Here is a 22,028-nt window from a genome sequence, read left to right on the forward strand (position 1 = left end):
ACGACAAAACCCCCGCCGTGCAACGGCGGGGGTTTCGGCAGTCGGCAGCAGTAACGCCTACTCGGCGTCGGTGTTCTCCTCGACGGCGGCCGGCTCAGCGGCAGCGGCCTCGTCCTCGACCGGGACGAGCGAGATCTTGCCGCGGTTGTCGATATCGGCGATCTCCACACGCAGCTTGTCGCCGACGTTGACCACGTCTTCGACCTTGGCCACACGCTTGCCGTTGCCCAGCTTGGAGATGTGCACCAGACCGTCGCGGCCCGGCAGGAGCGACACGAACGCACCGAAGGCGGTGGTCTTGACGACCGTGCCCAGGAAGCGCTCGCCGACCTTGGGCAGCTGCGGGTTGGCGATGGCGTTGATCATGTCGATCGCGGCCTGGGCCGACGGCCCATCGGTCGCACCGACGAACACGGTGCCGTCATCCTCGATGGAGATGTTGGCGCCGGTTTCCTCGGTGATCTGGTTGATCATCTTGCCCTTGGGCCCGATGACCTCGCCGATCTTGTCGACCGGGATCTTGATGGCCGTCACGCGCGGGGCGTAGGGGCTCATCTCGTCGGGGTCGGTGATGGCCTCGGCCATCACGTCCAGGATGGTGGTGCGGGCGTCGTGCGCCTGGTTCAGCGCACCGGCCAGCACCTGCGAGGGGATGCCGTCGAGCTTGGTGTCCAGCTGCAGGGCGGTGACGAAGTCACGGGTACCGGCAACCTTGAAGTCCATGTCGCCGAAGGCATCCTCGGCGCCGAGGATGTCGGTGAGCGCGACGTAGCGGACCTCGTCCTCACCCTTGTCGTTGGTGATGGTGTCGGAGACCAGGCCCATGGCGATACCCGCGACCGGCGCCTTCAGCGGCACACCGGCGTTGAGCAGCGACAGGGTCGAGGCACAGACCGAACCCATCGAGGTGGAGCCGTTGGAGCTCAGCGCCTCCGAGACCTGACGGATGGCGTAGGGGAACTCCTCCTGCGAGGGCAGCACCGGCATCAGCGCACGCTCGGCGAGCGCGCCGTGGCCGATCTCGCGACGCTTCGGCGAACCGACGCGACCGGTCTCGCCGGTGGAGAACGGCGGGAAGTTGTAGTGGTGCATGTAGCGCTTGGAGGTCTCCGGGCCGAGCGAGTCGACCTGCTGCGCCATCTTCACCATGTCGAGGGTGGTGACGCCCATGATCTGGGTCTCACCACGCTCGAAGATCGCCGAACCGTGGGCGCGCGGGATCACGTCGACCTCGGCGGAGAGCTGACGGATGTCGGCCAGGCCACGGCCGTCGATGCGGAAACCGTCGGTGAGGATGCGCTGGCGGACCAGCTTCTTGGTGACCGAGCGGAACGCGGCACCCAGTTCCTTCTCGCGACCGACGAAGTCGTCACCCAGACGGGCGAGCACCTCGGCCTTGATCTCGTCGATGCGGGCCTCGCGGGTCTGCTTGTCGGCGATGCTCAGCGCCTCGTTCAGCTCGACCTTCGAGGTTCCCTCGACAGCCTCGAACACGTCCGGGCCGTACGGCGGGAAGAGCGGGAACTCCTGGGTCGGCTTGGCAGCCAGCGCGGCCAGGTCGGCCTGGGCGCGGACCAGGCGCGCGATGAACGGCTTGGCGGCTTCCAGACCCTCGGCCACCACGGCCTCGGTCGGGGCCTGCGCACCGTCTTCGATCAGCGCGATGACCTTGTCGGTGGCCTCGGCCTCGACCATCATGATGGCGACGTCGCCGGTGTCGGTGACGCGGCCCGCGACGACCATGTCGAACACGGCGCCTTCGAGCTGCTCGACGGTCGGGAACGCGACCCACTGGCCACCGATGAGGGCGACGCGGACGCCACCGATCGGGCCGGAGAACGGGATGCCCGAGAGCTGAGTCGACGCCGAAGCGGCGTTGATGGCCACCACGTCGTAGAGGTCGGCCGGGTTGAGGCTCAGGACCGTGACGACGACCTGGATCTCGTTGCGCAGACCGTCGATGAAGGTCGGGCGCAGCGGCCGGTCGATCAGGCGGCAGGTCAGGATCGCGTCGGTGGAGGGGCGGCCCTCGCGACGGAAGAACGAGCCGGGGATGCGACCCGCGGCATACATGCGCTCTTCGACATCGACCGTCAGCGGGAAGAAGTCGAACTGGTCCTTGGGGTACTTACCGGCGGTGGTCGCCGACAGCAGCATGGTCTCGTCGTCCAGGTAGGCGGCGACGGAACCCGCGGCCTGCTTGGCCAGACGGCCGGTCTCGAAGCGGATGGTGCGGGTGCCGAAGCTACCGTTGTCGATCAGCGCGACCGACTCGAAAACTCCGGGCTCGACCTCGACCGCAGTCGAAGGGCGTTCAGTTGTCTGCGTCATATTCTCTTCTCTCGACCTCTCGTCTCGCTGGAGCGCAGCACCATGTGGGCGCGAACCAGCTATTCGTCAGCCGTACCGGACACGGACACGTGGAAACCCTCCTGGCTGCCACGCGCAGCACCCGGCCGGATCCCCTTGGCTGGAACATTCCACAAGAGGGGCGACGCGGAGGCGATCATCGATCGAAGCCCGACGGCGGCGAGAACAACGCCTGCCGAAAGGCCACTACCGAAGACCGACGCCACGCGGACGGATGCACACGGCTGTCACATGTTGTAATGCAGCCGGGAACCCGATGGTCCCCGAATACACGAATAGCCAACGAGAAGAAGTGTACTTCTTCCCGTTGGCCAGGTGTCGACCGCCTCGACGAGGAGGCGTGTCCGATTCAGATCAGCGACGCAGACCCAGGCGCTCGATGAGCGAACGGTAGCGGTTGATGTCGTTGGCCTGCAGGTACTTCGACAGGCGGCGACGACGACCGATCAGGGCCAGCAGGCCGTGCCGGGTGTGGTGATCGTGCTTGTGCTGCTTCAGGTGCTCGGTCAGGTCCGAGATCCGCTTCGACAGCAGCGCGATCTGCGCCTCCGGCGAGCCGGTGTCGGTGGGGTGCAGGCCGTATTCGGCGAGAATTGCCGACTTCTGCTCAGTGGTCAGCGCCATGTGGCTCGACTCCTATTTTCAGTTCCGCGCTCGAAGGTCCGGTTACCCGGGATGGGCGCCACCGCGGACCGCAGCAAACCCGAGGAGCCACTTTACTCGACACGTGGTGGCGAGATAAATCGGGGTTCAGGCTTCTGCTGCGGTGAGAACCTTGCGCGCGGCCTCGACGTCGCGGCCCATGGCCTCGACCAGATCGTCGATGGAGTCGAACTTGCGCATTCCGCGTAGTTGTTCGACGAAATCGACACCGACGTGCTGGCCGTAGAGATCGGCCTCGCCGTCGAGCACGAATGCCTCGACGGTCCGTGAGCGACCCGAGAACGTGGGGTTGGTGCCGACCGAGATCGCGGCCATCGCGCGCTCGCCGGGTGCGGCGTCACCGATGGCCGGGCCCGCCCCGAGCACGGTGAACCACCCCGCGTACACCCCGTCGGCCGGGATCGCGGCGTGCATCGGCGGGGCGACATTGGCGGTCGGGAAACCCAGCCCGCGCCCGCGCCCGTCGCCGTGCACGACGACGCCCTCGACGCGATGTGGCCGCCCCAGCGCCTCGGCCGCCGCGGCCATGTCGCCCGCGTCGACACAGGCCCGGATGTAGGTGGAGGAGAAAGTGACAGCGTGTTCGCCCAGCAGGGTCACCCCGTCGACCTCGAAGCCGAACCGCTCGCCGAGTTCGCGCATCGTGTCGACGGTGCCCGCGGCCTTCTTACCGAAGGTGAAATTGTCGCCGACCACGACCTCGGTGACGTGCAGACGTTCGACCAGCAGGTCGTGTACGTATTCCGACGGGGTGAGCTTCATGAATTCCTGGGTGAACGGCATCACGCAGAACACGTCGATCCCGAGCTCCTCGGCCAGCTCCGCGCGGCGGGTCAGCGTGGTCAGCTGCGCGGGGTGCGAACCGGGTCGCACCACCTCCATCGGGTGCGGATCGAAGGTCATCAGAACCGAGCGCACGCCACGCTTCTCCGCCGCGGCGACCGCGCGGCTGATCAGCTGCGCGTGCCCCCGATGTACCCCGTCGAACACGCCGATCGTGAGAACGCAACGCCCCCAGTCCGCGGGCACGTCGTCGAGACTTCGCCATCTCTGCACAGAGCGAAGCCTACGCAAAGCGGTGCCCGAACAGAATTCCGGTGTGCGGCGGATCGCCGGTGCGCGGCGTGCCGGTTCGCCGATGTGTCATTCGGGCCAGGGATGCCTAACATTGGTGATGTGCCAGCTAAACGAGATGTCGCGACCCGCAGCGCGCTGACGCAACCCGCCGAGCAGGCCGAACTCGCCGCCACGATCGCGCCCGAACTGTCGGCGGTGGCACAGGATTATCTGAAGGTCATCTGGACCGCTCAGGAGTGGTCGCAGGAGAAGGTGTCGACCAAGTTACTGGCCGAGCGGATCGGCGTGTCGGCCTCGACGGTGTCGGAGGCGGTGCGCAAGCTCACCGATCAGGGCCTGGTCGAGCACGCCCGCTACGGCGCGATCACCCTGACCGAACACGGCCGTCGCGCCGCGGTCGCGATGGTGCGCCGTCACCGGCTGATCGAGACCTTTCTGGTGAACGAACTCGGCTACGGCTGGGACGAAGTGCACGACGAGGCCGAGGTCCTCGAACACGCCGTCTCCGACCTGCTCATGTCCCGCATCGACGCGAAACTCGGCCACCCCGACCGCGACCCGCACGGCGACCCCATCCCCTCCACCGACGGCGCCGTCCCCACTCCCCCCGCCCGTCAGCTCAGCGACTTCGCCGCGGGCGAATCCGGCCGGGTGGCCCGCATCTCCGACTCCGACCCCGCGATGCTGCGCTATTTCGACTCGGTCGGTATCGCGCTCGACACCACCATCGAAGTCGCCGAACGCCGCGATTTCGCCGGCACCATCGCCGTCCGCATCGCCTCGGCCGAAGCCCCCACCGAACTGGGAACTCTTGCCGCCGAAGCGATTTGGCTCACCACATAGTCCTGGATCAGCAGTTGAAGTAGGTACGGAGGCGGTCCGGAACGCCATCGGCGACCGCGCTGGACCAACAGATGTCGTGGGGGAACCGGACATAGGTGGACCAGGTTCCCGACGTGCGGGTGATGACGCGCTGGTTGTCGCCGGGTGTCTCCCAGCGGATGACACCCCACTGCCCGTCACAGTCGGCAATGGTGGCGACGGGTCCCGGATCGACACCGAGTTCGGTTTCGATGGTGGATTCGGCGCAGGCCGGGGCAGGTTCGGGTGGGGTGTCCTGGAAGCGCAGCTGACCGGTGGCCGTGCCGCCGGGGGTGACCAGGAACAGCGAGTGCATACCCTCGGGGACCGGGTTCGTGCCGGCGGGCGCGGTCATCCCGAAGCGGTAGCAACCGATTTCGGTGGCGAAGGCCGCCCGGCCCTGCTCGTCGGTGACACCGTCGCGGCGCAGCGTTTCCACCGTCTCGCCGACGGGGATGTCGTTGCTCGCCGGATCACACGGCTGCTGCAGCGACAGGTACACCGGCACACCGGGAACGGGGATCCCGGACAGCGTCACGGTGCGCAGCACCACGGTGCCGGTCGCGAGTTCGGGCGGTCTCGCGGTCTTCGCTGGGGCAGTGGAGGCACCCACGGAATTCGAGGAGCCCGCGCCAGGGCGACCGGCGGGCGTGACTGCGGGAGCCGGGCTGGGCGTGGCGACCGAGATCGGCACAGTGCGAGTGGTGGTCGGACGCGCCGAGCTCGATCCCGGTGCCTGCGGATCGACGCCGCCACAGCCCGCGAGGACCATCGTCACCCCGGCGACGGCACCGATCCAGATCTTCCTGATCGCAGCCATGGTCTACCCCTCCGACGCGAAAGCTATACATCCTCGCTATCGTGCGTTCCGAGCAGGGTGTTATCGGCCGTCCAGTACCCCTGACTACAGATGCGGCCGCCGACCGGGGAAGGCGGCACCTTCAGCGCGACAGGAAATCCAGCAGCACCCGGAATTCGGACAGGCAGAGGTAGCCGTCGCCGTCTTGATCGGCGGCCGCGAGCAGGTCGGCGGCCGGTTCGTCGATGCGCCCCGCACCCACGTGGCGGATCAACGATTCCAGCTCGGCCACCGAGATCCGGCCGTCACCGTTGGTGTCGAAGACCCGGAACGCCGCATCGGCGTCGGTGACCTCGATCCGCCCCGCGACGACGGCGGCGTCGAATTCGGCACGGGAGACGAGAAAATCACCGTTGGTATCCGCGGCGGCGACCATCCGCTCGACGGCCTCCCGGTCGACTTCGATTCCCGCCGAACGAATTCCGTCGGCGATATCGTCCACCGACACCAGTCCGTCACCGTCGCGATCCCACAGTGTGAACGTGTCGACCGACTCTGCACTCATCTCACGATCCCTCTTCCACCCCGGCCACCGGCCGGTTTCCGCCACTCTACGGATTCGCCGGAGTGGGTGCGGCGCACAGGGAGTCGGCCCCGCGGTCCGCGAGATCGCCGCTCAGCCGGCGCGTCCGTCGAGGACCCGCAGTGTGACCGATTCGGCCGCCGGTTGCCGGTATTCGGTGAACAGGGCCGCGACGAGCTCGCCACGGCTGGTGACACCCGTCTTGTCGAAGACGGACTTCACGTGGTCGCGCACGGTGTGGGCGGAGACGAGCAGCTGCCGGGCGATGGCGGCGGTGGACAGTCCCGCCGCGATGAGTTCGGTGACCTCCAGTTCACGGCGGGTCAGTTCACAGGCGGCGACGATGAGCGCCGCGACGTCCGAGGGCGTCGCGTGTTCGATCACCAGCGCCGTCGTAGTCGGTTCGCCGTTCGCGTCACGCAGACACGAGGCGTGGCAGACGAGCCACTGCCCGGTCAGGGTGCGAATGCGGATGCGAGCGCTGTCTCCGGTGAGCCGCGCACGCCCCGCGGTGCTGAGAATCCAGACCGGCAAGGGCAATTCGAGTCCGGCGCCGGTCGTGGTGGACGGGCCAGGCGGCATCAGCGCGAGCAGCTCGCGGGCCTCGTCGTTCACCGAGAGCAGCGCGCCGTCTGCGCCGAACAGCAGCAGGCCGGGTGCGTGGACGCCGCTCGAACCCGTGGTCGCCGGTCGGGCGAAGCCGCGCAGGCGCCGCGCCATCGGGGCCGACAACGCGTGCAGCACCGCCACATCGGCGGCGGCGAAGGCCTGTCTGCCGCGTTCCCGGAACAAGCTCACCTGCCCCCAACCCTGACCGTCCACGCGCAGCACGGCCCGCAGTTCGTCACCGAATCCGCGGGGCCGCATGAAGCTTCGATACAGCGGGCTCAGTGTCGGCCGGTCGCCCGTCACCGCGCGCAAACCGGCCACCGGCACCTGCGCCACGGCCAGATCGCGGAACAGGTTGACGTGCTCGGCGAAAAGCTCTGACTCCCAGTAGGTCCCGCAGCCGCCTTCGTGCAGGTTCTCCACCCGCACCGGCGCGGTCGTCAGGCCGTTGACCGGATCGGTGGCCACCCACACCGCCGCGTCGAACCCCACGGACCGGCGCAACCGGGTGGAAGTCCGCTCGAACAGCTCGTGCGCATCCGGCGCCGCGTCGATCCCGCGGAGCAAGGCGGTCATGGCAGGCGAAGCCGGGGCGGTCATGTGCCCATTGTCGTCGCGGTCAATGCTCGGGACCATCCCGCGATCGAGGGGGTGCCCGTCTCGATCCCGCACCGCCGCGGCCCCGGGTCACCCGGTGAGCCGTATCCCGCACATGCGGGATTTCGCGGCGGCACCGGCGCGAGCACGCTGATCACAGGCCGGGCACGACGTCGTGCTCGCCATCGAATGAGAGTGCGCGGCAACGCCGCCTCCGACGACAGGAGTCGACATGCAAATCGGGATCATCGGTGCGGGAGTGGCCGCGGTCGGGTTGCTCGACGCGCTCGCGGGTGCCGACGGGGCACCGGGCACGATCACCGTGTTCGAGGGATCCGCGGCGCTGTGGCGTGGGCGGGCCTATCAGCGCGATGTGCCCGCGGTGCGCGTGAACGCCCCGCCCGCGTTGATGTCCGCGCGGGCGAGCGACCGTGGGCATTTCCAGGACTGGCTCGCCCGGCGACCGGACGCGGTGCGCTTCCTCGACCCCGGGTTGGGACAGCCGATCGTGCCGCGCGCGATGTACGGCGAGTACCTGGAACAGTCGGCGCGGGCGTCGATCGACCGGTTGCGTCACGACGGATGGCGGGTCGACGTGGTGAACGACCGGGTCACCGGCGTCGCGCAGCAACAGCCGGTGGTACTGCGCACCGAGGGCGGTGTCAGGTATCCGGTGGATCGCGTGGTGCTCTGCGTCGGCAGTGGCCGTCCCCGCGACCAGTACGGACTGACCGGGGCCCCCGGCTATGTCGACGAGCCGTATCCGCTGGCGCGCACGCTCACCGAGGTGGATCCCGAGGCTCGGGTAGCCGTGGTCGGTAGCGGCCTGACCGCCGTCGACATCACGGCCGCGTTGACCGAGAACGGTCATCGAGGTCCGATCACCCTGCTGTCGCGCAGCGGGATCCTGCCGTTCGTCCAGCAACGTCCACGACCACTGTCACCGCGCCACCTCACCCCGGCCGCCGCACTGGACCTCGCGGCGGGCGGGGCGGTCGAGTTCACCGCGGTGGTCGCGCTCCTGCGTGCCGAATTGGCCGGCCTGGGTGAGGATTTCGACGAGTTCGCCGCCGAGATCCGCGCCACCGGCGCCGAGGACCCGGTACTTCGCCTGCGCCGCCAGCTCGCCGATGTCGACTCCAGCCTGCTGGGTCGACGCCTGCTCACGATGGCGATCCGCACGATGGGCCCGATCCTGTGGCCCGCCCTGACCGACGCCGACCGGATGAGGTTGCGGACCGATCACTACCGCACGATCAGCAGCCTCAGCTCGCCGATGGTCCCGCACAACGCGGAAATCCTGCTGCGCCTGCTGGATTCGGGTCAGGTGCGGTTGCGCACCGGACTCACCGCGATCGCGGCGGGCGACACCGGGTTCACCCTGACCGGCGAATCCACCGGGACGGCCGACATCGTGATCAACGCCGTCAACCCACCCGCCTACGTCACCCCGCAGGACACCGAGACGCTGATGACACACCTGCTCGACAGCGGCACAGCGCAAGTCGCGCCCACCGGTGGTCTCCGCGCCGAACCACGCACCCGTGCGCTGCGTGCCGGCACCTGGCACATCCTCGGCAACCTGGCGGCGGATTCGATGTTCGTCGCCACCAACCCACCCGGCCTCGCTGCGGAAGCGGCACAGCTGGCCGAGCACCTGACGAAGGAATCCGGTCTACCGGAATTCCGGCACGAGACACTGCCCGTGCGCAGCTGACCCCTGCCCGGCGGGGCGGTTTCGGGCTCGGGCGCCCGCCTCACCCGGCCACGAGGCGGGCATCGAACGACAACGAGCTCGTCAGTCGCCGATTCCCCTCGGACGCACCACCATCACCGAGCCCGCGCGTTTGCCGCTCTCCTCCAGAAGTGCGATGGCCCGGCCCCGTGGGTCGATCGCGGCGTAGACGCCCTTGATGCCGACGGGCTCGAGCCAGCGGCCGGTCCGCAGGTCGGTGGCCTGCGATTCGTCGATGTCACGGAGCGGGAAGGCGGTGCGGACGGCGGCGTCGATATCGAGGCTGAGCAGGGGCTGCTCGGCTTCGACCGCGGTCGCGAGTTGTTCGAGGGTACGGGCGTGTTCGAGCGTGAAGGGACCGACCCTGGTGCGGCGCAAGGCGCTCAGGTGTCCGCCCACACCGAGGGCCACGCCGAGGTCGCGGGCCAGGGCGCGAATGTAGGTACCGGAGGTGCATTCGACCGCGACGTCGAGATCCACGAATTCACCGTCGGCGACATCGCGACGGGCCAGGATGTCGAAGCGCGACACCGTGACCGGCCGGGCGGCCAGTTGTACCTCCTCGCCGGCGCGCACGCGCGCGTAGGCCCGTTCGCCGTCGACCTTGATGGCGCTCACCGTGGCGGGGACCTGCTCGATGTCACCGGTCAGGGCCGCGACGCCAGTCGCGATCTCGTCGTCGGTGACGTGCAGCGCGGGTGTGGTCGCGGTGACCTCACCCTCGGCGTCGTCGGTGTTCGTGGCCTGGCCGAGGCGGATCGTCGCGGTGTAGGCCTTGGTGGTGAGCAGCAGCTGGCCGAGGAGTTTCGTGGCCCGCTCCACCCCGAGCACCAGCACCCCGGTGGCCATCGGGTCGAGGGTGCCCGCGTGGCCGACCTTCTTGGTCTGCAACAGCTTTCGGCTGCGCGCCACCACGTCGTGGCTGGTGAGGCCGCTGTCCTTGTCGACGATCACGAGACCGCCCAGCTCGCCCACCCGCGACACTCGCGCGGCCATCAGCCGTGTGCGATCGCGGTCAGGATCAGCCCGTCGGCGATCAACCAGAGGCCGTCGAACTCGGTCAGCGCGGCGCCGCCGTCGTTCGTCAGACCGGGCACGAGCAGCTTCGTATGAAAAGTGCCCGAGCCCGCATTGTCTGTGCGGGAGTCGATCTCGAAGGTGATGTGCGCGTCCTCGAAACCGAGCCACCGCAGCGTGAGCGGGAACCAGGCTTTGTAGGTGGCCTCCTTGGCACAGAACAGCAGCCGATCCAGATGCAGGCCCTCGCCGGGCGTATCCGACAGCCACTCGCGTTCGGCGGGCAGACTGACCGAATCGAGCACTCCCTCGGGCAGGGTGTCGTGCGGTTCGGCGTCGATACCGACCGAGCGGAAACGCAGCGAGTGCGCCATCGCGGCGGCACGGTAGCCGTCGCAATGGGTGAGGCTGCCGACGATGCCGCGCGGGAACAGCGGCATGCCGCGTTCGCCCTTGCCGATCGCGACAGGCTGCTCACCGAGCTGTTCGAGGGCGAGGCGAGCACAGTGCCGGGCGCCGATGAAATCGCGGCGCCGCTTCTCCACGGACTTGGCGATGAGGTGCTCCTCGGCGGGATGCGCCGTGAGATCCTCCGGGAAAACCAGCAACTCCGCCGAAGCCACACTCCTCGGCAAAATCCTCTCCAGCACTGGCTTGTCCGCCTCTCCGCGTCGTGTGGCCAGACCTCGGCGCTGGTTGGGTCAGCACTGGCGTCTGGCGGTACCGGGTGGGCGGGTTTGCTCGTGCCCGGTGAGTTGCCGATGCTCTTACGAAATCAGGCGTGGGGTTTTCGTGCAAATTCGCTGTCAGATGCCTCGCCTGCGCTCGGCCTTCTCGCGCATCTCGGCGGCTGCGGCTTCCATCTCCGGGGTGACCTTGAAGTGGCCGCCCCAGGAGTTCAGATCGCCTTCGGCGTAGACCGGGTCGGGAAGGATCTGGCGGAGCAGCGGTTCGGGCATGCCTCGGCGTTTCCATTCGCGGGGATAGCCGAGGGAGACCTCTTCGAAGCGGACGCCGTCGTAATAGGTGGTGCGCGGGATGTGGAGGTGTCCGTAGACCGAGCAGACCACGTTGTAGCTGGTGTGCCAGTCGGCGGTCAGGTCGGTGCCGCACCACAGCGAGAACTCCGGGTAGAACAGGATGTCGGTGGGCTGGCGGACCAGGGGGAAGTGGTTGATCATCACCAACGGAGTGTCGGTGGGCAGCGCGTCGAGGCGGCGCTGGGTGTACTGGACACGGGCGTGGCACCAGGCGTCGCGGGTGAGGTACGGGTCGGGAGTCAGCAGGAACTCGTCGGTCGCCACCACATTGCGTTCGCGCGCCAGCGCCAGACCTTCCGCCTTGGTCTTCGTGCCCGCCGGTCGCCACGAGTAGTCGTAGAGCAGGAACATCGGCGCCAGGGTGACCCGGCCGCCGTACTTCTCGGCGCCCGGACCCGTCCACACCGGGAACGGGTCCTCGGGGGTGACGACATCGAGGTCACGGCACATCGCGACGAGATAGTCGTAGCGGGCGGCGCCGTGCATCTGCACCGGATCCTTCGGCGTGGTCCACAGCTCGTGGTTGCCCGGTACCCAGATCACCTTGGCGAAGCGGCCGCGCAGCAACTCCAGCGCCCACCGCACCTCCTCGGCCTTCTCCCCCACGTCACCGGCGACGATCAGCCAGTCCTCGGGCGAATCGGGAACGATCTGCTCCACCACAGGCTTGTTGCCCTGATGCCCCACGTGCACATCGCTGACCGCCATCAACTTCGGAATCACCTGTCCACAGTGGCACACCCCGGGTGCGCGGCACCGGCGGGTTCACCCCTGCGCGTCGGCTGCCTCGGCCACCAGCAGATCGAGCAGCCCGGGAAACCGCGCGTCGAGGTCGGCCCGCCGCAGGACGACGGTGCTGCGATTGCCGTAATTCACCTGCCGGACCAGCCCCGCCTCGCGCAGCACCCGGAAGTGGTGGGTGCGGGTCGCCTTCGTCACCGGTAGGTCGAACGACGAGCAGCTGCGGTCGCCATCGGCGGGATCCAGCGCGAGCAGGGTGATCACGCGACGCCGCAGCGGATCGGCCAGCGCGCCGAGTACCGCTCCCAGCTCGAGTTCCTGGTCCACCCACCACCTCCACATAGGTACGGCTTGCGTCATACCTAGCTGCCGCCTAGCGTCCTTAGGTACGTAGAACATCGTACCTAAGGAGCATCATGTCGAGCACCTACGCGCTGGTGGGGTTCGCCCACCCGAAACCCGAACGCCGCGACGACCTGCGTGAGCTGCTGCTCTCGTTCGTCGAACCGACCCGCGCCGAAGAAGGCTGCCTCGAATACCACTTCCACGTCGACAGCGACGACCCCTCGGTCTTCGTCTTCTACGAGGTATGGCGCAGCAAAGCCGACCTCGACCGCCACCTCGCCCTGCCGCACATGCAGGACTTCTGGAATTCGCGCCTGGACTACCTGACCCGCGACCTGGACATCCGCTGGATCGACATGCTCAGCCCCTATCCCCGCTGAGCCGTCCCGCTCCCGGGTCAGGCGGTGGCGAGTAAGCCGTCGACGAAAGCCAGGACCCGTTCCCGCGATTCGACGCCGACCTGTTCGTGTCCGCCCGGGTACTGCGCGAACTCGACCTGGGTGCCCGCCGATCGCATCTGCGCGAGCAGCGCGAAGGTCAGCGGCAGCGGCACCACCGTGTCGGCCGCGCCGTGGGCGATCAGCACCGGTTGGCGATAGCCGACCGTGGGGACCACCATGTAGTCGCGCAGGGCCGCGCCGATGCCGTCGGCGGCCACGGGCTTCGCCAGGAGCGCGCCGATCGACGCATTGCCGACGGCCCGGTCGAAATCGTCGACACAACTGGTGGCGATCGCGTCGACCACTTCGCGGCCACGCGCGCTGAGCAGACCGTTCACATCCAGATCGGGACGGGTGGCGCGAAGCCCGGCGAGCATGCCCGCGAACGGGCCGACGAGCCGGTCCACTACGGGAAGGTTCGGGACCTCGGGACCGAGCTGGGTCAGAATCTGCTCGTAGTTGGATGCCGGCGCCAGTGCCACGGTGCCGCGGAAGTCCAGTTCGGGCGCGTAGTCGCCGGCGAGGTTGCCGGTCCCCAGTGCGGCATGTCCTCCCTGCGAACCGCCGACCACGGCCCACGTCGGCGCCAGACTCGGCTCCGCGGCCCGCGCGGCACGAACCAGGTCGATCGTGGCCGTGGCCTCGGTGCGAGTGTGCAGGTACGGGTGCACGGTGTCGGAGCCGGGCGACAGGCCGAGGTAATCCGGTGCGACCACCGCCCAGCCACGATCGAGGAACGCTTGCAGCAGCGGGCGTTCATGCCGCGCCTTGTCGGTGGTGAGGCCGCAGTCGGGCCCGAGCCCGCTGGTCCCGTGATCCCACGCCACCACCGGATAACCACCTTCCGGGGCGGGCGAATCCGGGAGCAGCACCAGACCTGCCGCGTTCGCGATGCCGTGCGTCGCACCCTCTGTGCGGTATTCGACGATGGCTGCCCGCGACCATTCACCCCAGCCGGCAGGCTGCGCGGTGTGGGCAATCAGCTGCCCCGGCGCGACGGGCGCCGCCTGCGCCGCGGGCCCCGCACCCACCGCGCCGATCAACACCAGCGCCGCGGCCACCGCCACCCGGCCGGCCTGGGCGATCACATCGTGCACGGCCATTGCGCCTCCATCGTCGATCCCACTGTCCGCACTTGCGACGGTAGGCGATCGACTGCCGAGAAGCACCTTCGTACCCGTCACCAGAATCGAATCTGCTGCGTCGCAAAGGTTTCCACAGCCCTATGCGGCACCGCGCGGAATTTCGGCGCCCACCTTGGCCCAGCGACCGGATCGTGCGCGGGCGATGACGGCCAGCAGTCGAGCCAACATGAAGACGACCAAACCGGTCCAGATTCCCGCCACGCCCCAGTCGAAGATCAGCGACAGCCAGATCAGCGGCAGGAAGCCGGTCAGGGCGGCGACGAGGGTCGCGGTGCGAAGGAAGGCGGCGTCGCCCGCGCCGAGCAGGACACCGTCGAGGGCGAACACCGCGCCGGCCACCGGGATCATGGCGACGAAGAACCACCAGATGACATGGATGCGTTCGAGGACCTGGGGGTCATCGGTGAACAGCAGCGGGATCGCGGTCACGCCCGCGGCGAAGACGGCGGCAAGGAGTAGCGCGAAGATCTCGGACCAGACTGTCACCCGGCGCGCGATCGCCTTGGCGCCGTGGGCATTACCGGCACCGAGAGCCGCGCCGACCAGCGTCTGGGCGGCGATGGCGAGCGAGTCCAAGGTCAGGGCGAGGAAATTCCAGAGCTGCAGAACCACCTGGTGGGCGGCCACGGACGCGGCGCCGAAACGGGCGGCCACCGCGGCGGCGGAGACGAAGCAGATCTGGAACGACAGACTGCGGATGATGAGGTCGCGCCCGAGGACGAGTTGAGCGCGCATCACCGCGACGCGCGGGCGCAGCGAAACACGTTCGCGCAGCAGGGCATAGGCGAACAGGACGCCGGAGACCGATTGGCCGACGAGATTCGCCACCGCCGAGCCGGCCAGTTCCATCCGCGGTGCGCCGAGCAGTCCGTACACCAGAACCGGACACAGCACCGCCGACAACGCCAGACCCACCACCACATAGGTCAGTGGTCGTCGCACATCCTGCACACCGCGCATCCACCCGTTGCCCGCCATCGACAGCAGGATCAACGGCACGCCGAACAGCGCGATCCGCACCCAGATCAGCGCCTCGTCGGCGATCTCCCCACCGCCGGAGAGCACCGAACACAGTGGCACCGCGAACAACTGGATCACCGCGACGATCACCAGACCGATCGCCACACCCACCCAGCTGGCCTGCACGCCCTCCTCGACAGCACCTGTCCGATCCCCCGCACCGTGTCTACGGGCCGCACGCGCGGTCGTCCCATAGGACAGGAACGTCAGCTGGGTGCTCACCGACCCGAGGATCACGGCGCCGACGGCCAGCCCGGCCAGTGCCAGCGCCCCCAGCCTGCCGACCACCGCGATGTCGAAGAGCAGATACAGCGGCTCGGCGACCAACACGCCCAGGGTGGGCACGGCGATGCCGAGAATTCGCCGCGGCCCGACCTGGTCGGCCTCATCGCCGGTCACGGCTTCGTCCCTCGGTTCAGCGGACCCCACACCGACCTCCCACGGTCACCACGAACTCATCGGACGCGCTGCCGACCTGCCGATGGTGGCACACGCCACCGACACCATCGCCCGCCGCGCAGCGCCACCAGAGCGATCTCGCCGATCGCCGGGCATGATCATGTTCGCGGTGGTGGTGCATCGACGCCGCCACCCATACCGCCGATCACGCCCGCCGCTCGCGGACGCACCCACCGATCAGCACGAAATGGCGGGTACGAAGTGTGGACGGCAGGCAGGATGAGCGACGATACTGGTCGCCTGCCCAGCTCGGGCGGGACGATGACATACCGCGGACGCCTGGTTCGCCCGGACAACTCAGGATCGACCATGGTGTTTGTGCAGCGATGGCGGGTGATCACGGCGTTCGCCCTGGTCGGCGCGGCCACCCAGCTGGTGTGGCTCACCTACGCGCCGGTGACGACCGTGGCGGCGGAGCACTTCGGTGTGTCCGAGTCCGCGATCGGGTGGCTGGCGAACATGTTCCCGCTGCTCTACGTCGTGCTCGCCGTACCCGCCGGAATCGCACTCGATCGCTGGTTCCGCCCCAGCCTGATCGCCGGCGCGGTTCTCACCGCGATCGGTGCGGCGTTGCGCCTGCTCGACGGCGGTTTCGCGATCGTGCTCATCGGTCAGACCGTCGTCGCCATCGCGCAACCGCTGGTGCTCAACGCCATCACCGGCATCGCGGGGCATTATCTCGACGAGAAGGACCGGCCGACCGGTATCGCGGTGGGCACCGCGAGCACCTTCGCCGGGATGGCCGCCGCGTTCGTACTCGGCGCGGCGCTGCCCGCGCAAAGCCAGCTCACCGCCCTCACCGCGATCGGCACGATCTTCGCCGCCCTGGCCGCGGTCGCACTGACCGTCGAGCTGATGCGCGCGGGCACCGGACCTGCCGCGAGCACATCGACCTCGTTCGTCGCGCTGCGAGCGACCCTCGGGGACCGGTATGTGCGCCGACTCTGCGTCACCGTGTTCTTCCCCTTCGGCACGTTCGTCGCGCTGGCGACCTATGGCCAAGCGCTGCTGGAACCGTCCGGTGTGAGCGCGGATGCGGCCAGCATCGTGCTGCTGGTGAACGTCCTCGCCGGTGTCGTCGGCTGCGCGGTGATTCCGGTCGCGGTCCTGCGCCGCGGTATCGAACTCCCCGCGGTGATGGTCGGTCTCACCGCCAGCGCCGCCGCCTGTCTGCTCGTCGCCCTCGCCCCCGGCCTCGCCACCGGCTTCCTGGCCTTCGTCCTCATCGGCCTGACCCTGCTCCCCGCTCTCCCGATCGTGCTGGCCATGGCCGAACGCCACACCGGCGCCGCGGACGGCACCGCCGCGGGCCTCATCTGGATGACCGGCAACCTCGGCGGTCTCGTCGTAGCGGGCCTGACCGGCCTCCTCGTAGACCAGCCCGCCCTGGCCTTCACCCTCTGCGCCACCACCACCGTCCTCGGCGTCCCCCTGGCCCTGCGCCTGCGCCGCGAGAAGACTGTCGCCGCAACCTAGGTCAGCCCAGGGCGGCGATCAGGGCGCGCACGACATCCTCGGCGTTGCCGTAGGTGGTGTAGCCGGCGGCGAAGCGGTGGCCGCCGCCGCCGAAAACGCCGGCGACCGCGGCGACATCGACGCCGTCCGTACGGCCTGGGGCGGAGTCGCGGGAGCGCAGGGAGACCGTCCAGCGGTCGTTCTGGCCGCGGGCTTCCTTGAAGACGGCGGCGATGCCCGCTTCGGCAGTGGTCCGGATGACGTCGATGACGCTCTCGACCTCTTCGGGCCCCACGTCATGGGTATCGGCGGCGCGCACGAGCGCATAAACCAGGCCGACACCCGCGGCGGCGGGCACGACCACGGCGGTGGACAGCACCTTCGACAACATCGGGAGCCAGGCGTAGGGGTGGGTGTCGAGCAGGACACGGGTGATCTCGGTGCCGTCGATGCCGGTGGCGAGCAGGCGTTCGGCCATCGCGTGGCTGCCGGACCGGGCCCAGCGGAACGAGCCGGTATCGGTGACCAGTCCCGCGAACAGGCAGTGCGCGATGGGGGCGTCGATCTCCACGCCCCACGCATCGAGGAGCCGAGTCACCAATTCGGTGGTCGAGGCCGCGGATTCGTCGATCAGGTCGACGGTGCCGAAGCCGTCGTTGGCCCGATGATGATCGATCACCAATGTCATGGTCGCACCGGGTAATCGGTCGGCGAGAGCGCCGAGACGGCTGCGCGCGCCGCAGTCGACGACGATCAACAGGTCCACCTCGGCCGGCACCTGCGCGGGTGGCACCACCAGCTGCACACCGGGCAGCGTGCGCAACGAAGCGGGCAGCTCAGCGGGCTCGGCGAAGGACACACACACCGGTACCTCGCGCCGGTGCAGCGCCAGCGCCAGCGCCAGCCCGCTCCCCACGGTGTCGGCATCGGGCTGCACGTGGCACAGGATCGTCACCGAGCGCGCCGCCGCCAAGGCGGCGACGGCTGTGCCCAGTTCGGTCCCGTCGCGGACGCTGGTCATCCGGCGTCCACGACGGGCACCGGTCGTCGGCCCGACAAGGCGGTGGCCACCGGGCAGGATGACGTACCCTGCGTGGTCACTCGGGCTACCGCCTGCGGGCGCTGACCGGACATGCCTGCCTACTCGTCTTCGTCGTCGCGATCGGCCTTGTACGGGTCGGCCTCGCCCGCGTGCTTGGCGTTGGCGGCGACCTTGGCCACCTCGTCGTCGATGGCGCGAGCTCTCGCGAGCAACTCTTCCATCTCGCGGGCCACCTCGGGCACCTTATCGAGAGTGAAAGACAGGATCGGGGTGAACTTCACTCCGGTACCCGCGCCCACCTTGGACCGCAACACACCCTTGGCCGCGTCGAGCCCGGCGGCGGCCTCGGCGTAGTCGGGTTCGGCGTCGATGGTCTCGCCCATCACCGTGTAATAGACGTTCGCCTCGCGCAGATCCCCGGACACCTTGGCATCGGTGACGGTGACGAACCGCAGCCGCGGATCCTTGATCTCGTATTCGATCGCGGTGGCCACGATCGCGGAAATCCGCTTGGCGAGCCGGCGTGCCCTGGCTTGATCAACCATGGCTGAACCTCCCTAGTCTTCGGGTCCGAAGATCCGGCGGCGTACTGCCAGCAACTCTATCTCCGGACGCGCGGCAACGTGCCGCTCACACTTGTCGAGCACCTCGTTCAGGTGTCCCGTTTCCGCACTGACCATGGCAACCCCGAGCAGTGCCCGGCGGTGCAGGTCTTGATCTCCGGCTTCGGCGGCATTCACGCCGAAGCGCTTTCCCAGCTCGGCGAGGATCGGCCGGATCACCGACCGCTTCTCCTTGAGCGAATGCACGTCACCGAGCAGTAGATCGAATTCGAGCGCACCGATGAACAGCGGTGCTCACCTCCTGGTAGATGGGGTTCCCGCAAGACTCCACGCCGCACCCGAAGAATCGGATGCGGCGTGGATCGAGCGGTATTGCGTTGATCAGTCGCGCGGCTTTTCACGAAGCTCGTAAGCCTCGATGATGTCGCCGTCCTTGATGTCGCTGTAGGTGACGGTCATACCGCACTCGAAACCTTCGCGAACCTCAGGAGCATCGTCCTTCTCCCGCTTGAGCGAGGAGATGGTCATCGTCTCCGCGACCACTCGACCGTCACGGATCAGGCGCGCCTTGGCGTTGCGCTTGACCGAGCCGGAGGTGACCATGCAACCGGCGATGTTGCCGATCTTGGACGAACGGAAGATCGCGCGGATCTCGGCGCGGCCCAGCTCGACCTCTTCGTAGATCGGCTTGAGCATGCCCTTGAGGGCCTTCTCGATCTCGTCGATCGCCTGGTAGATCACCGAGTAGTACCGGATGTCGACGCCTTCGCGGTTGGCCAGCTCAGTGGCCTTGCCCTCCGCGCGGACGTTGAAGCCGATGATGATCGCGTTGGAGGCCGACGCCAGGTTGACGTTGGTCTCGGTGACGCCACCGACACCGCGGTCGATGACGCGCAGACGCACCTCGTCGTCGATCTCGATGCCGAGCAGGGCCTCTTCGAGGGCCTCGACGGTACCGGAGTTGTCGCCCTTGAGGATCAGGTTGAGCTCCGAAGTCTCCTTCAGTGCGGCATCCAGATCTTCCAGGCTGATCCGCTTGCGGCTGCGAGCGGCCAGCGCGTTGCGCTTACGCGCATTGCGGCGATCGGCGATCTGCCGGGCGATGCGGTCTTCCTCGACCACGATCAGGTTGTCACCGGCGCCGGGCACCGAGGTGAAACCGATGACCTGGACCGGGCGCGACGGGGTCGCCGCGTGGACGTCCTCGCCGTGCTCGTCGACCATGCGACGGACGCGACCGTAGGCGTCGCCCGCCACGATCGAGTCGCCGACGTGCAGCGTGCCGCGCTGGATGAGCACGGTGGCCACGGGGCCACGGCCGCGGTCGAGGTGCGCCTCGATGGCGACACCCTGGGCGTCCATGTCCGGGTTGGCCCGCAGGTCGAGCGAGGCATCCGCGGTCAGCAGCACGGCTTCGAGCAGCTGATCGATGTTGGTGCCCTGCTTGGCCGAGATGTTGACGAACATGGTGTCGCCGCCGTACTCCTCGGTGACCAGGCCGTACTCGGTGAGCTGCTGCTTGATCTTGTCCGGGTTCGCACCCTCTTTGTCGATCTTGTTGATCGCGACGACGATCGGCACATCAGCGGCTTGGGCGTGGTTGATCGCTTCCACCGTCTGCGGCATGACGCCGTCGTCGGCCGCGACCACGAGGATCGCGATATCGGTGGCCTTCGCACCACGAGCACGCATGGCGGTGAACGCCTCGTGACCCGGGGTGTCGATGAAGGTGATCAGACGCTCTTCCTCGTTGAGGTTGGTGAGCACCTGGTAGGCACCGATGTGCTGGGTGATGCCACCGGCCTCGCCCTCAGCGACGTTGGCCTTACGGATCGTGTCGAGCAGTCGGGTCTTACCGTGGTCGACGTGACCCATGACGGTCACGACCGGCGGACGGTGCTCGAGGTCGTCCTCGCCGCCGGCGTCTTCGCCGTAGGTGAGGTCGAACGACTGCAGCAGTTCGCGATCTTCGTCCTCGGGGCTGACCACGTGGACGACGTAGTTCATCTCGCCGCCGAGCAGCTCGAGGGTCTCGTCGTTCACCGACTGGGTCGCGGTGACCATCTCGCCGAGGTTGAACAGTGCCTGCACGAGAGCTGCGGGGTTCGCGTCGATCTTCTCGGCGAAGTCCGACAGCGATGCGCCACGGGCGAGACGGATGATCTCGCCGTTGCCGCGGGGCAGACGCACGCCACCGACGGCGGGAGCCTGCATGTTCTCGTACTCGGCGCGCTTCGCCCGCTTCGACTTACGGCCACGGCGAACCGCGCCACCGGGACGACCGAAGGCGCCTGCGGCACCACCACGGCCACCGGGACCACCGGGACGACCGCCGCCGCCACCGGGACGACCACGGAAACCACCGGCCGCGGGAGCGCCGGCACCGGGAGCGCCGGGGGCACCGCCACCGCCACCGCGGTAACCGCCACCGCCGCCGCCACCACCGGGACGGCCTGCGCCGCCACCGCCGGGAGCGCCACCCGGACGACCCGGACGGCCACCGGCCGCGGGGCCGGGACGTGCGGAGCGTGCGGGCATGGCGCCGGGGTTCGGACGCGGAGGCATCGAACCCGGGTTGGGACGGGGACCACCGGGACGCGGGGCACCGCCCTGCGCGGCGGCCGGACGCTGACCCTGACCACCCTGACCGGGGCGGGGACCGCCCTGACCGGGAGCCGGACGCGGGCCACCCTGACCGGGAGCCGGACGGGGACCGCCCTGACCCGGAGTGGGACGCGGGCCACCCTGCGGAGCGGGACGCGGTGCCGGACGCTCACGATCGGGCGCCGAGCTGAACGGGTTGTTGCCGACGCGCGGAGCCTTCGGCCCCGGCTTCGGGCCGGGACCGGCCGGACGCGGACCGGGCGCGGCAGCACCCGGCGTCGCCTGACCCGGACGGGTCTGACCTGCGGCGGGAGCCTGTGCCGGACGCGGCGCGGCGGGAGCCGGACGCGGGCCGGGCGCGGGGGCGCCTGCGGGCTTGGTGGCCGGAGCCGACTGCGCGGCGGCCGGAGCAGGGCTCGCGGGTGCCGGAGTAGCGGGCTTGGCCTCGACCGGAGCGGCCTGTTCGGGCTTCGGCGCAGCCGGCGCGGCAGCGGCTGCCGGGGCGGGAGCGGCCGGAGCCGGACGCGGACCGGGGCGAGGGCCACCGGGGGTGGGCTTGGCAGCCGGACGGGCTGCTGCTGCCGACGACGGGCCGGGACGGGCCGCCGACTTGGCATCGGCCGCCGGAGCGGACTTCGACGCCAGTGATTCGCGCAGACGACGTGCGACGGGTGCTTCCACCGTCGAGGACGCCGACTTCACGAACTCGCCTTGCTCCTTGAGCTTCGCGAGTAGTTCCTTGCTTGTGACACCGAGCTCTTTAGCCAACTCGTGCACGCGGGCCTTGCCTGCCACTGCTCTCCTCACTGAGAGGCCGAGCAGTGACGCCGCCTAGGTAAGGCGGGCCCGCACGACCTCGGGTT

General features: G+C 68.8%; 20 protein-coding genes. 4 read left to right on the forward strand and 16 right to left on the reverse strand.

From position 1 onward, the window contains the following. Positions 1 to 57 precede the first annotated feature (57 nt). From ACWFRF_RS14680 to ACWFRF_RS14690, 3 genes are all read right to left on the reverse strand, one after another. Complete coding sequence (locus ACWFRF_RS14680; protein WP_452450341.1) at positions 58 to 2,331, reverse strand: polyribonucleotide nucleotidyltransferase; 2,274 nt, start codon at positions 2,329 to 2,331, stop codon at positions 58 to 60. 393 nt (positions 2,332 to 2,724) lie between these two features. Next, entirely contained in the window at positions 2,725 to 2,994 is a 270-nt protein-coding gene (rpsO, locus tag ACWFRF_RS14685; protein ID WP_056811493.1) for a 30S ribosomal protein S15, read from the reverse strand. A 126-nt stretch (positions 2,995 to 3,120) separates the two neighbouring features. Next, positions 3,121 to 4,089, reverse strand: a complete 969-nt coding sequence (locus ACWFRF_RS14690; protein ID WP_452450343.1) for a bifunctional riboflavin kinase/FAD synthetase — start codon at positions 4,087 to 4,089, stop codon at positions 3,121 to 3,123. Positions 4,090 to 4,191: 102 nt separating this feature from the next. On the opposite strand from ACWFRF_RS14690, the gene ACWFRF_RS14695 reads away from it, so the two are divergent. After that, positions 4,192 to 4,953 carry a metal-dependent transcriptional regulator gene (locus ACWFRF_RS14695; protein WP_379317214.1) on the forward strand — a complete coding sequence of 254 codons (762 nt, stop codon included), beginning with the start codon at positions 4,192 to 4,194 and terminating at the stop codon, positions 4,951 to 4,953. 7 nt (positions 4,954 to 4,960) lie between these two features. Here ACWFRF_RS14695 and ACWFRF_RS14700 read toward each other — a convergent pair whose 3' ends face one another. The 3 genes from ACWFRF_RS14700 to ACWFRF_RS14710 form a co-directional block, all read right to left on the reverse strand. Continuing rightward, positions 4,961 to 5,791 (reverse strand): hypothetical protein, encoded by an 831-nt coding sequence (locus ACWFRF_RS14700; RefSeq protein WP_452450345.1) that lies wholly within the window; start codon positions 5,789 to 5,791, stop codon positions 4,961 to 4,963. A gap of 121 nt (positions 5,792 to 5,912) precedes the next feature. Next, a complete protein-coding gene (locus ACWFRF_RS14705; RefSeq protein WP_452450347.1) occupies positions 5,913 to 6,335 on the reverse strand; it encodes an EF-hand domain-containing protein in 423 nt (140 codons plus the stop codon). Positions 6,336 to 6,446: 111 nt separating this feature from the next. Then, positions 6,447 to 7,562 carry a LuxR C-terminal-related transcriptional regulator gene (locus tag ACWFRF_RS14710; protein ID WP_452450349.1) on the reverse strand — a complete coding sequence of 372 codons (1,116 nt, stop codon included), beginning with the start codon at positions 7,560 to 7,562 and terminating at the stop codon, positions 6,447 to 6,449. 229 nt (positions 7,563 to 7,791) lie between these two features. Between ACWFRF_RS14710 and ACWFRF_RS14715 the strand changes: the two genes are divergently transcribed. Further along, positions 7,792 to 9,276, forward strand: coding sequence for an FAD/NAD(P)-binding protein (locus ACWFRF_RS14715; RefSeq protein ID WP_452450350.1), 1,485 nt, complete (start codon positions 7,792 to 7,794; stop codon positions 9,274 to 9,276). An 81-nt stretch (positions 9,277 to 9,357) separates the two neighbouring features. Here ACWFRF_RS14715 and truB read toward each other — a convergent pair whose 3' ends face one another. The 4 genes from truB to ACWFRF_RS14735 all read right to left on the reverse strand — a co-directional run bounded on the left by truB (position 9,358) and on the right by ACWFRF_RS14735 (position 12,419). Continuing rightward, the gene (truB, locus tag ACWFRF_RS14720; protein ID WP_452450352.1) at positions 9,358 to 10,290 is read right to left on the reverse strand and encodes a tRNA pseudouridine(55) synthase TruB; all 933 of its coding nucleotides are present in this window, start codon (positions 10,288 to 10,290) and stop codon (positions 9,358 to 9,360) included. Beyond that, positions 10,290 to 10,961, reverse strand: coding sequence for a 4'-phosphopantetheinyl transferase Npt (gene npt, locus ACWFRF_RS14725; RefSeq protein ID WP_378992346.1), 672 nt, complete (start codon positions 10,959 to 10,961; stop codon positions 10,290 to 10,292). Before npt ends, truB begins: the two co-directional genes overlap by 1 nt. Before the next feature lie 156 nt (positions 10,962 to 11,117). Continuing rightward, positions 11,118 to 12,074 (reverse strand): metallophosphoesterase family protein, encoded by a 957-nt coding sequence (locus ACWFRF_RS14730; protein WP_358062466.1) that lies wholly within the window; start codon positions 12,072 to 12,074, stop codon positions 11,118 to 11,120. A 42-nt stretch (positions 12,075 to 12,116) separates the two neighbouring features. After that, positions 12,117 to 12,419 carry an ArsR/SmtB family transcription factor gene (locus ACWFRF_RS14735; protein ID WP_378626527.1) on the reverse strand — a complete coding sequence of 101 codons (303 nt, stop codon included), beginning with the start codon at positions 12,417 to 12,419 and terminating at the stop codon, positions 12,117 to 12,119. Positions 12,420 to 12,508: 89 nt separating this feature from the next. Between ACWFRF_RS14735 and ACWFRF_RS14740 the strand changes: the two genes are divergently transcribed. After that, a complete protein-coding gene (locus ACWFRF_RS14740; protein WP_378992342.1) occupies positions 12,509 to 12,817 on the forward strand; it encodes a putative quinol monooxygenase in 309 nt (102 codons plus the stop codon). 17 nt (positions 12,818 to 12,834) lie between these two features. On the opposite strand, the gene ACWFRF_RS14745 is transcribed toward ACWFRF_RS14740, so the two are convergent. After that, the gene (locus tag ACWFRF_RS14745; RefSeq protein WP_452450355.1) at positions 12,835 to 13,980 is read right to left on the reverse strand and encodes a lipase family protein; all 1,146 of its coding nucleotides are present in this window, start codon (positions 13,978 to 13,980) and stop codon (positions 12,835 to 12,837) included. Positions 13,981 to 14,100: 120 nt separating this feature from the next. Beyond that, positions 14,101 to 15,441, reverse strand: a complete 1,341-nt coding sequence (locus ACWFRF_RS14750; RefSeq protein WP_452450357.1) for an MATE family efflux transporter — start codon at positions 15,439 to 15,441, stop codon at positions 14,101 to 14,103. Positions 15,442 to 15,810: 369 nt separating this feature from the next. Between ACWFRF_RS14750 and ACWFRF_RS14755 the strand changes: the two genes are divergently transcribed. Beyond that, positions 15,811 to 16,977 (forward strand): MFS transporter, encoded by a 1,167-nt coding sequence (locus ACWFRF_RS14755; RefSeq protein ID WP_452450359.1) that lies wholly within the window; start codon positions 15,811 to 15,813, stop codon positions 16,975 to 16,977. Between the two features lies 1 nt (position 16,978). On the opposite strand, the gene ACWFRF_RS14760 is transcribed toward ACWFRF_RS14755, so the two are convergent. From ACWFRF_RS14760 to infB, 4 genes are all read right to left on the reverse strand, one after another. Next, the gene (locus tag ACWFRF_RS14760) at positions 16,979 to 17,977 is read right to left on the reverse strand and encodes a DHH family phosphoesterase (protein ID WP_378992337.1); all 999 of its coding nucleotides are present in this window, start codon (positions 17,975 to 17,977) and stop codon (positions 16,979 to 16,981) included. A 119-nt stretch (positions 17,978 to 18,096) separates the two neighbouring features. Further along, complete coding sequence (rbfA, locus tag ACWFRF_RS14765) at positions 18,097 to 18,543, reverse strand: 30S ribosome-binding factor RbfA (RefSeq protein ID WP_378626520.1); 447 nt, start codon at positions 18,541 to 18,543, stop codon at positions 18,097 to 18,099. Positions 18,544 to 18,555: 12 nt separating this feature from the next. Beyond that, positions 18,556 to 18,849: a DUF503 domain-containing protein gene (locus ACWFRF_RS14770; RefSeq protein WP_378628258.1), complete on the reverse strand. Its 294-nt coding sequence runs from the start codon at positions 18,847 to 18,849 to the stop codon at positions 18,556 to 18,558. A gap of 93 nt (positions 18,850 to 18,942) precedes the next feature. After that, positions 18,943 to 21,960, reverse strand: a complete 3,018-nt coding sequence (gene infB, locus ACWFRF_RS14775) for a translation initiation factor IF-2 (protein WP_452450362.1) — start codon at positions 21,958 to 21,960, stop codon at positions 18,943 to 18,945. Between the last annotated feature and the right edge of the window lie 68 nt (positions 21,961 to 22,028).

This window comes from Nocardia sp. NPDC055165 (assembly GCF_053606985.1).

Bases quoted from the DNA above. Each gene is read 5' to 3' on its own strand.
- ACWFRF_RS14680 (WP_452450341.1), bottom strand. From the start codon at position 2,331: ATGACGCAGACAACTGAACGCCCTTCGACTGCGGTCGAGGTCGAGCCC.
- rpsO (WP_056811493.1), bottom strand. From the start codon at position 2,994: ATGGCGCTGACCACTGAGCAGAAGTCGGCAATTCTCGCCGAATACGGC.
- ACWFRF_RS14695 (WP_379317214.1), top strand. From the start codon at position 4,192: ATGCCTAACATTGGTGATGTGCCAGCTAAACGAGATGTCGCGACCCGC.
- ACWFRF_RS14700 (WP_452450345.1), bottom strand. From the start codon at position 5,791: ATGGCTGCGATCAGGAAGATCTGGATCGGTGCCGTCGCCGGGGTGACG.
- ACWFRF_RS14705 (WP_452450347.1), bottom strand. From the start codon at position 6,335: ATGAGTGCAGAGTCGGTCGACACGTTCACACTGTGGGATCGCGACGGT.
- ACWFRF_RS14710 (WP_452450349.1), bottom strand. From the start codon at position 7,562: ATGACCGCCCCGGCTTCGCCTGCCATGACCGCCTTGCTCCGCGGGATC.
- ACWFRF_RS14715 (WP_452450350.1), top strand. From the start codon at position 7,792: ATGCAAATCGGGATCATCGGTGCGGGAGTGGCCGCGGTCGGGTTGCTC.
- truB (WP_452450352.1), bottom strand. From the start codon at position 10,290: ATGGCCGCGCGAGTGTCGCGGGTGGGCGAGCTGGGCGGTCTCGTGATC.
- ACWFRF_RS14740 (WP_378992342.1), top strand. From the start codon at position 12,509: ATGTCGAGCACCTACGCGCTGGTGGGGTTCGCCCACCCGAAACCCGAA.
- ACWFRF_RS14745 (WP_452450355.1), bottom strand. From the start codon at position 13,980: ATGGCCGTGCACGATGTGATCGCCCAGGCCGGCCGGGTGGCGGTGGCC.
- ACWFRF_RS14755 (WP_452450359.1), top strand. From the start codon at position 15,811: ATGGTGTTTGTGCAGCGATGGCGGGTGATCACGGCGTTCGCCCTGGTC.
- ACWFRF_RS14760 (WP_378992337.1), bottom strand. From the start codon at position 17,977: ATGACCAGCGTCCGCGACGGGACCGAACTGGGCACAGCCGTCGCCGCC.
- rbfA (WP_378626520.1), bottom strand. From the start codon at position 18,543: ATGGTTGATCAAGCCAGGGCACGCCGGCTCGCCAAGCGGATTTCCGCG.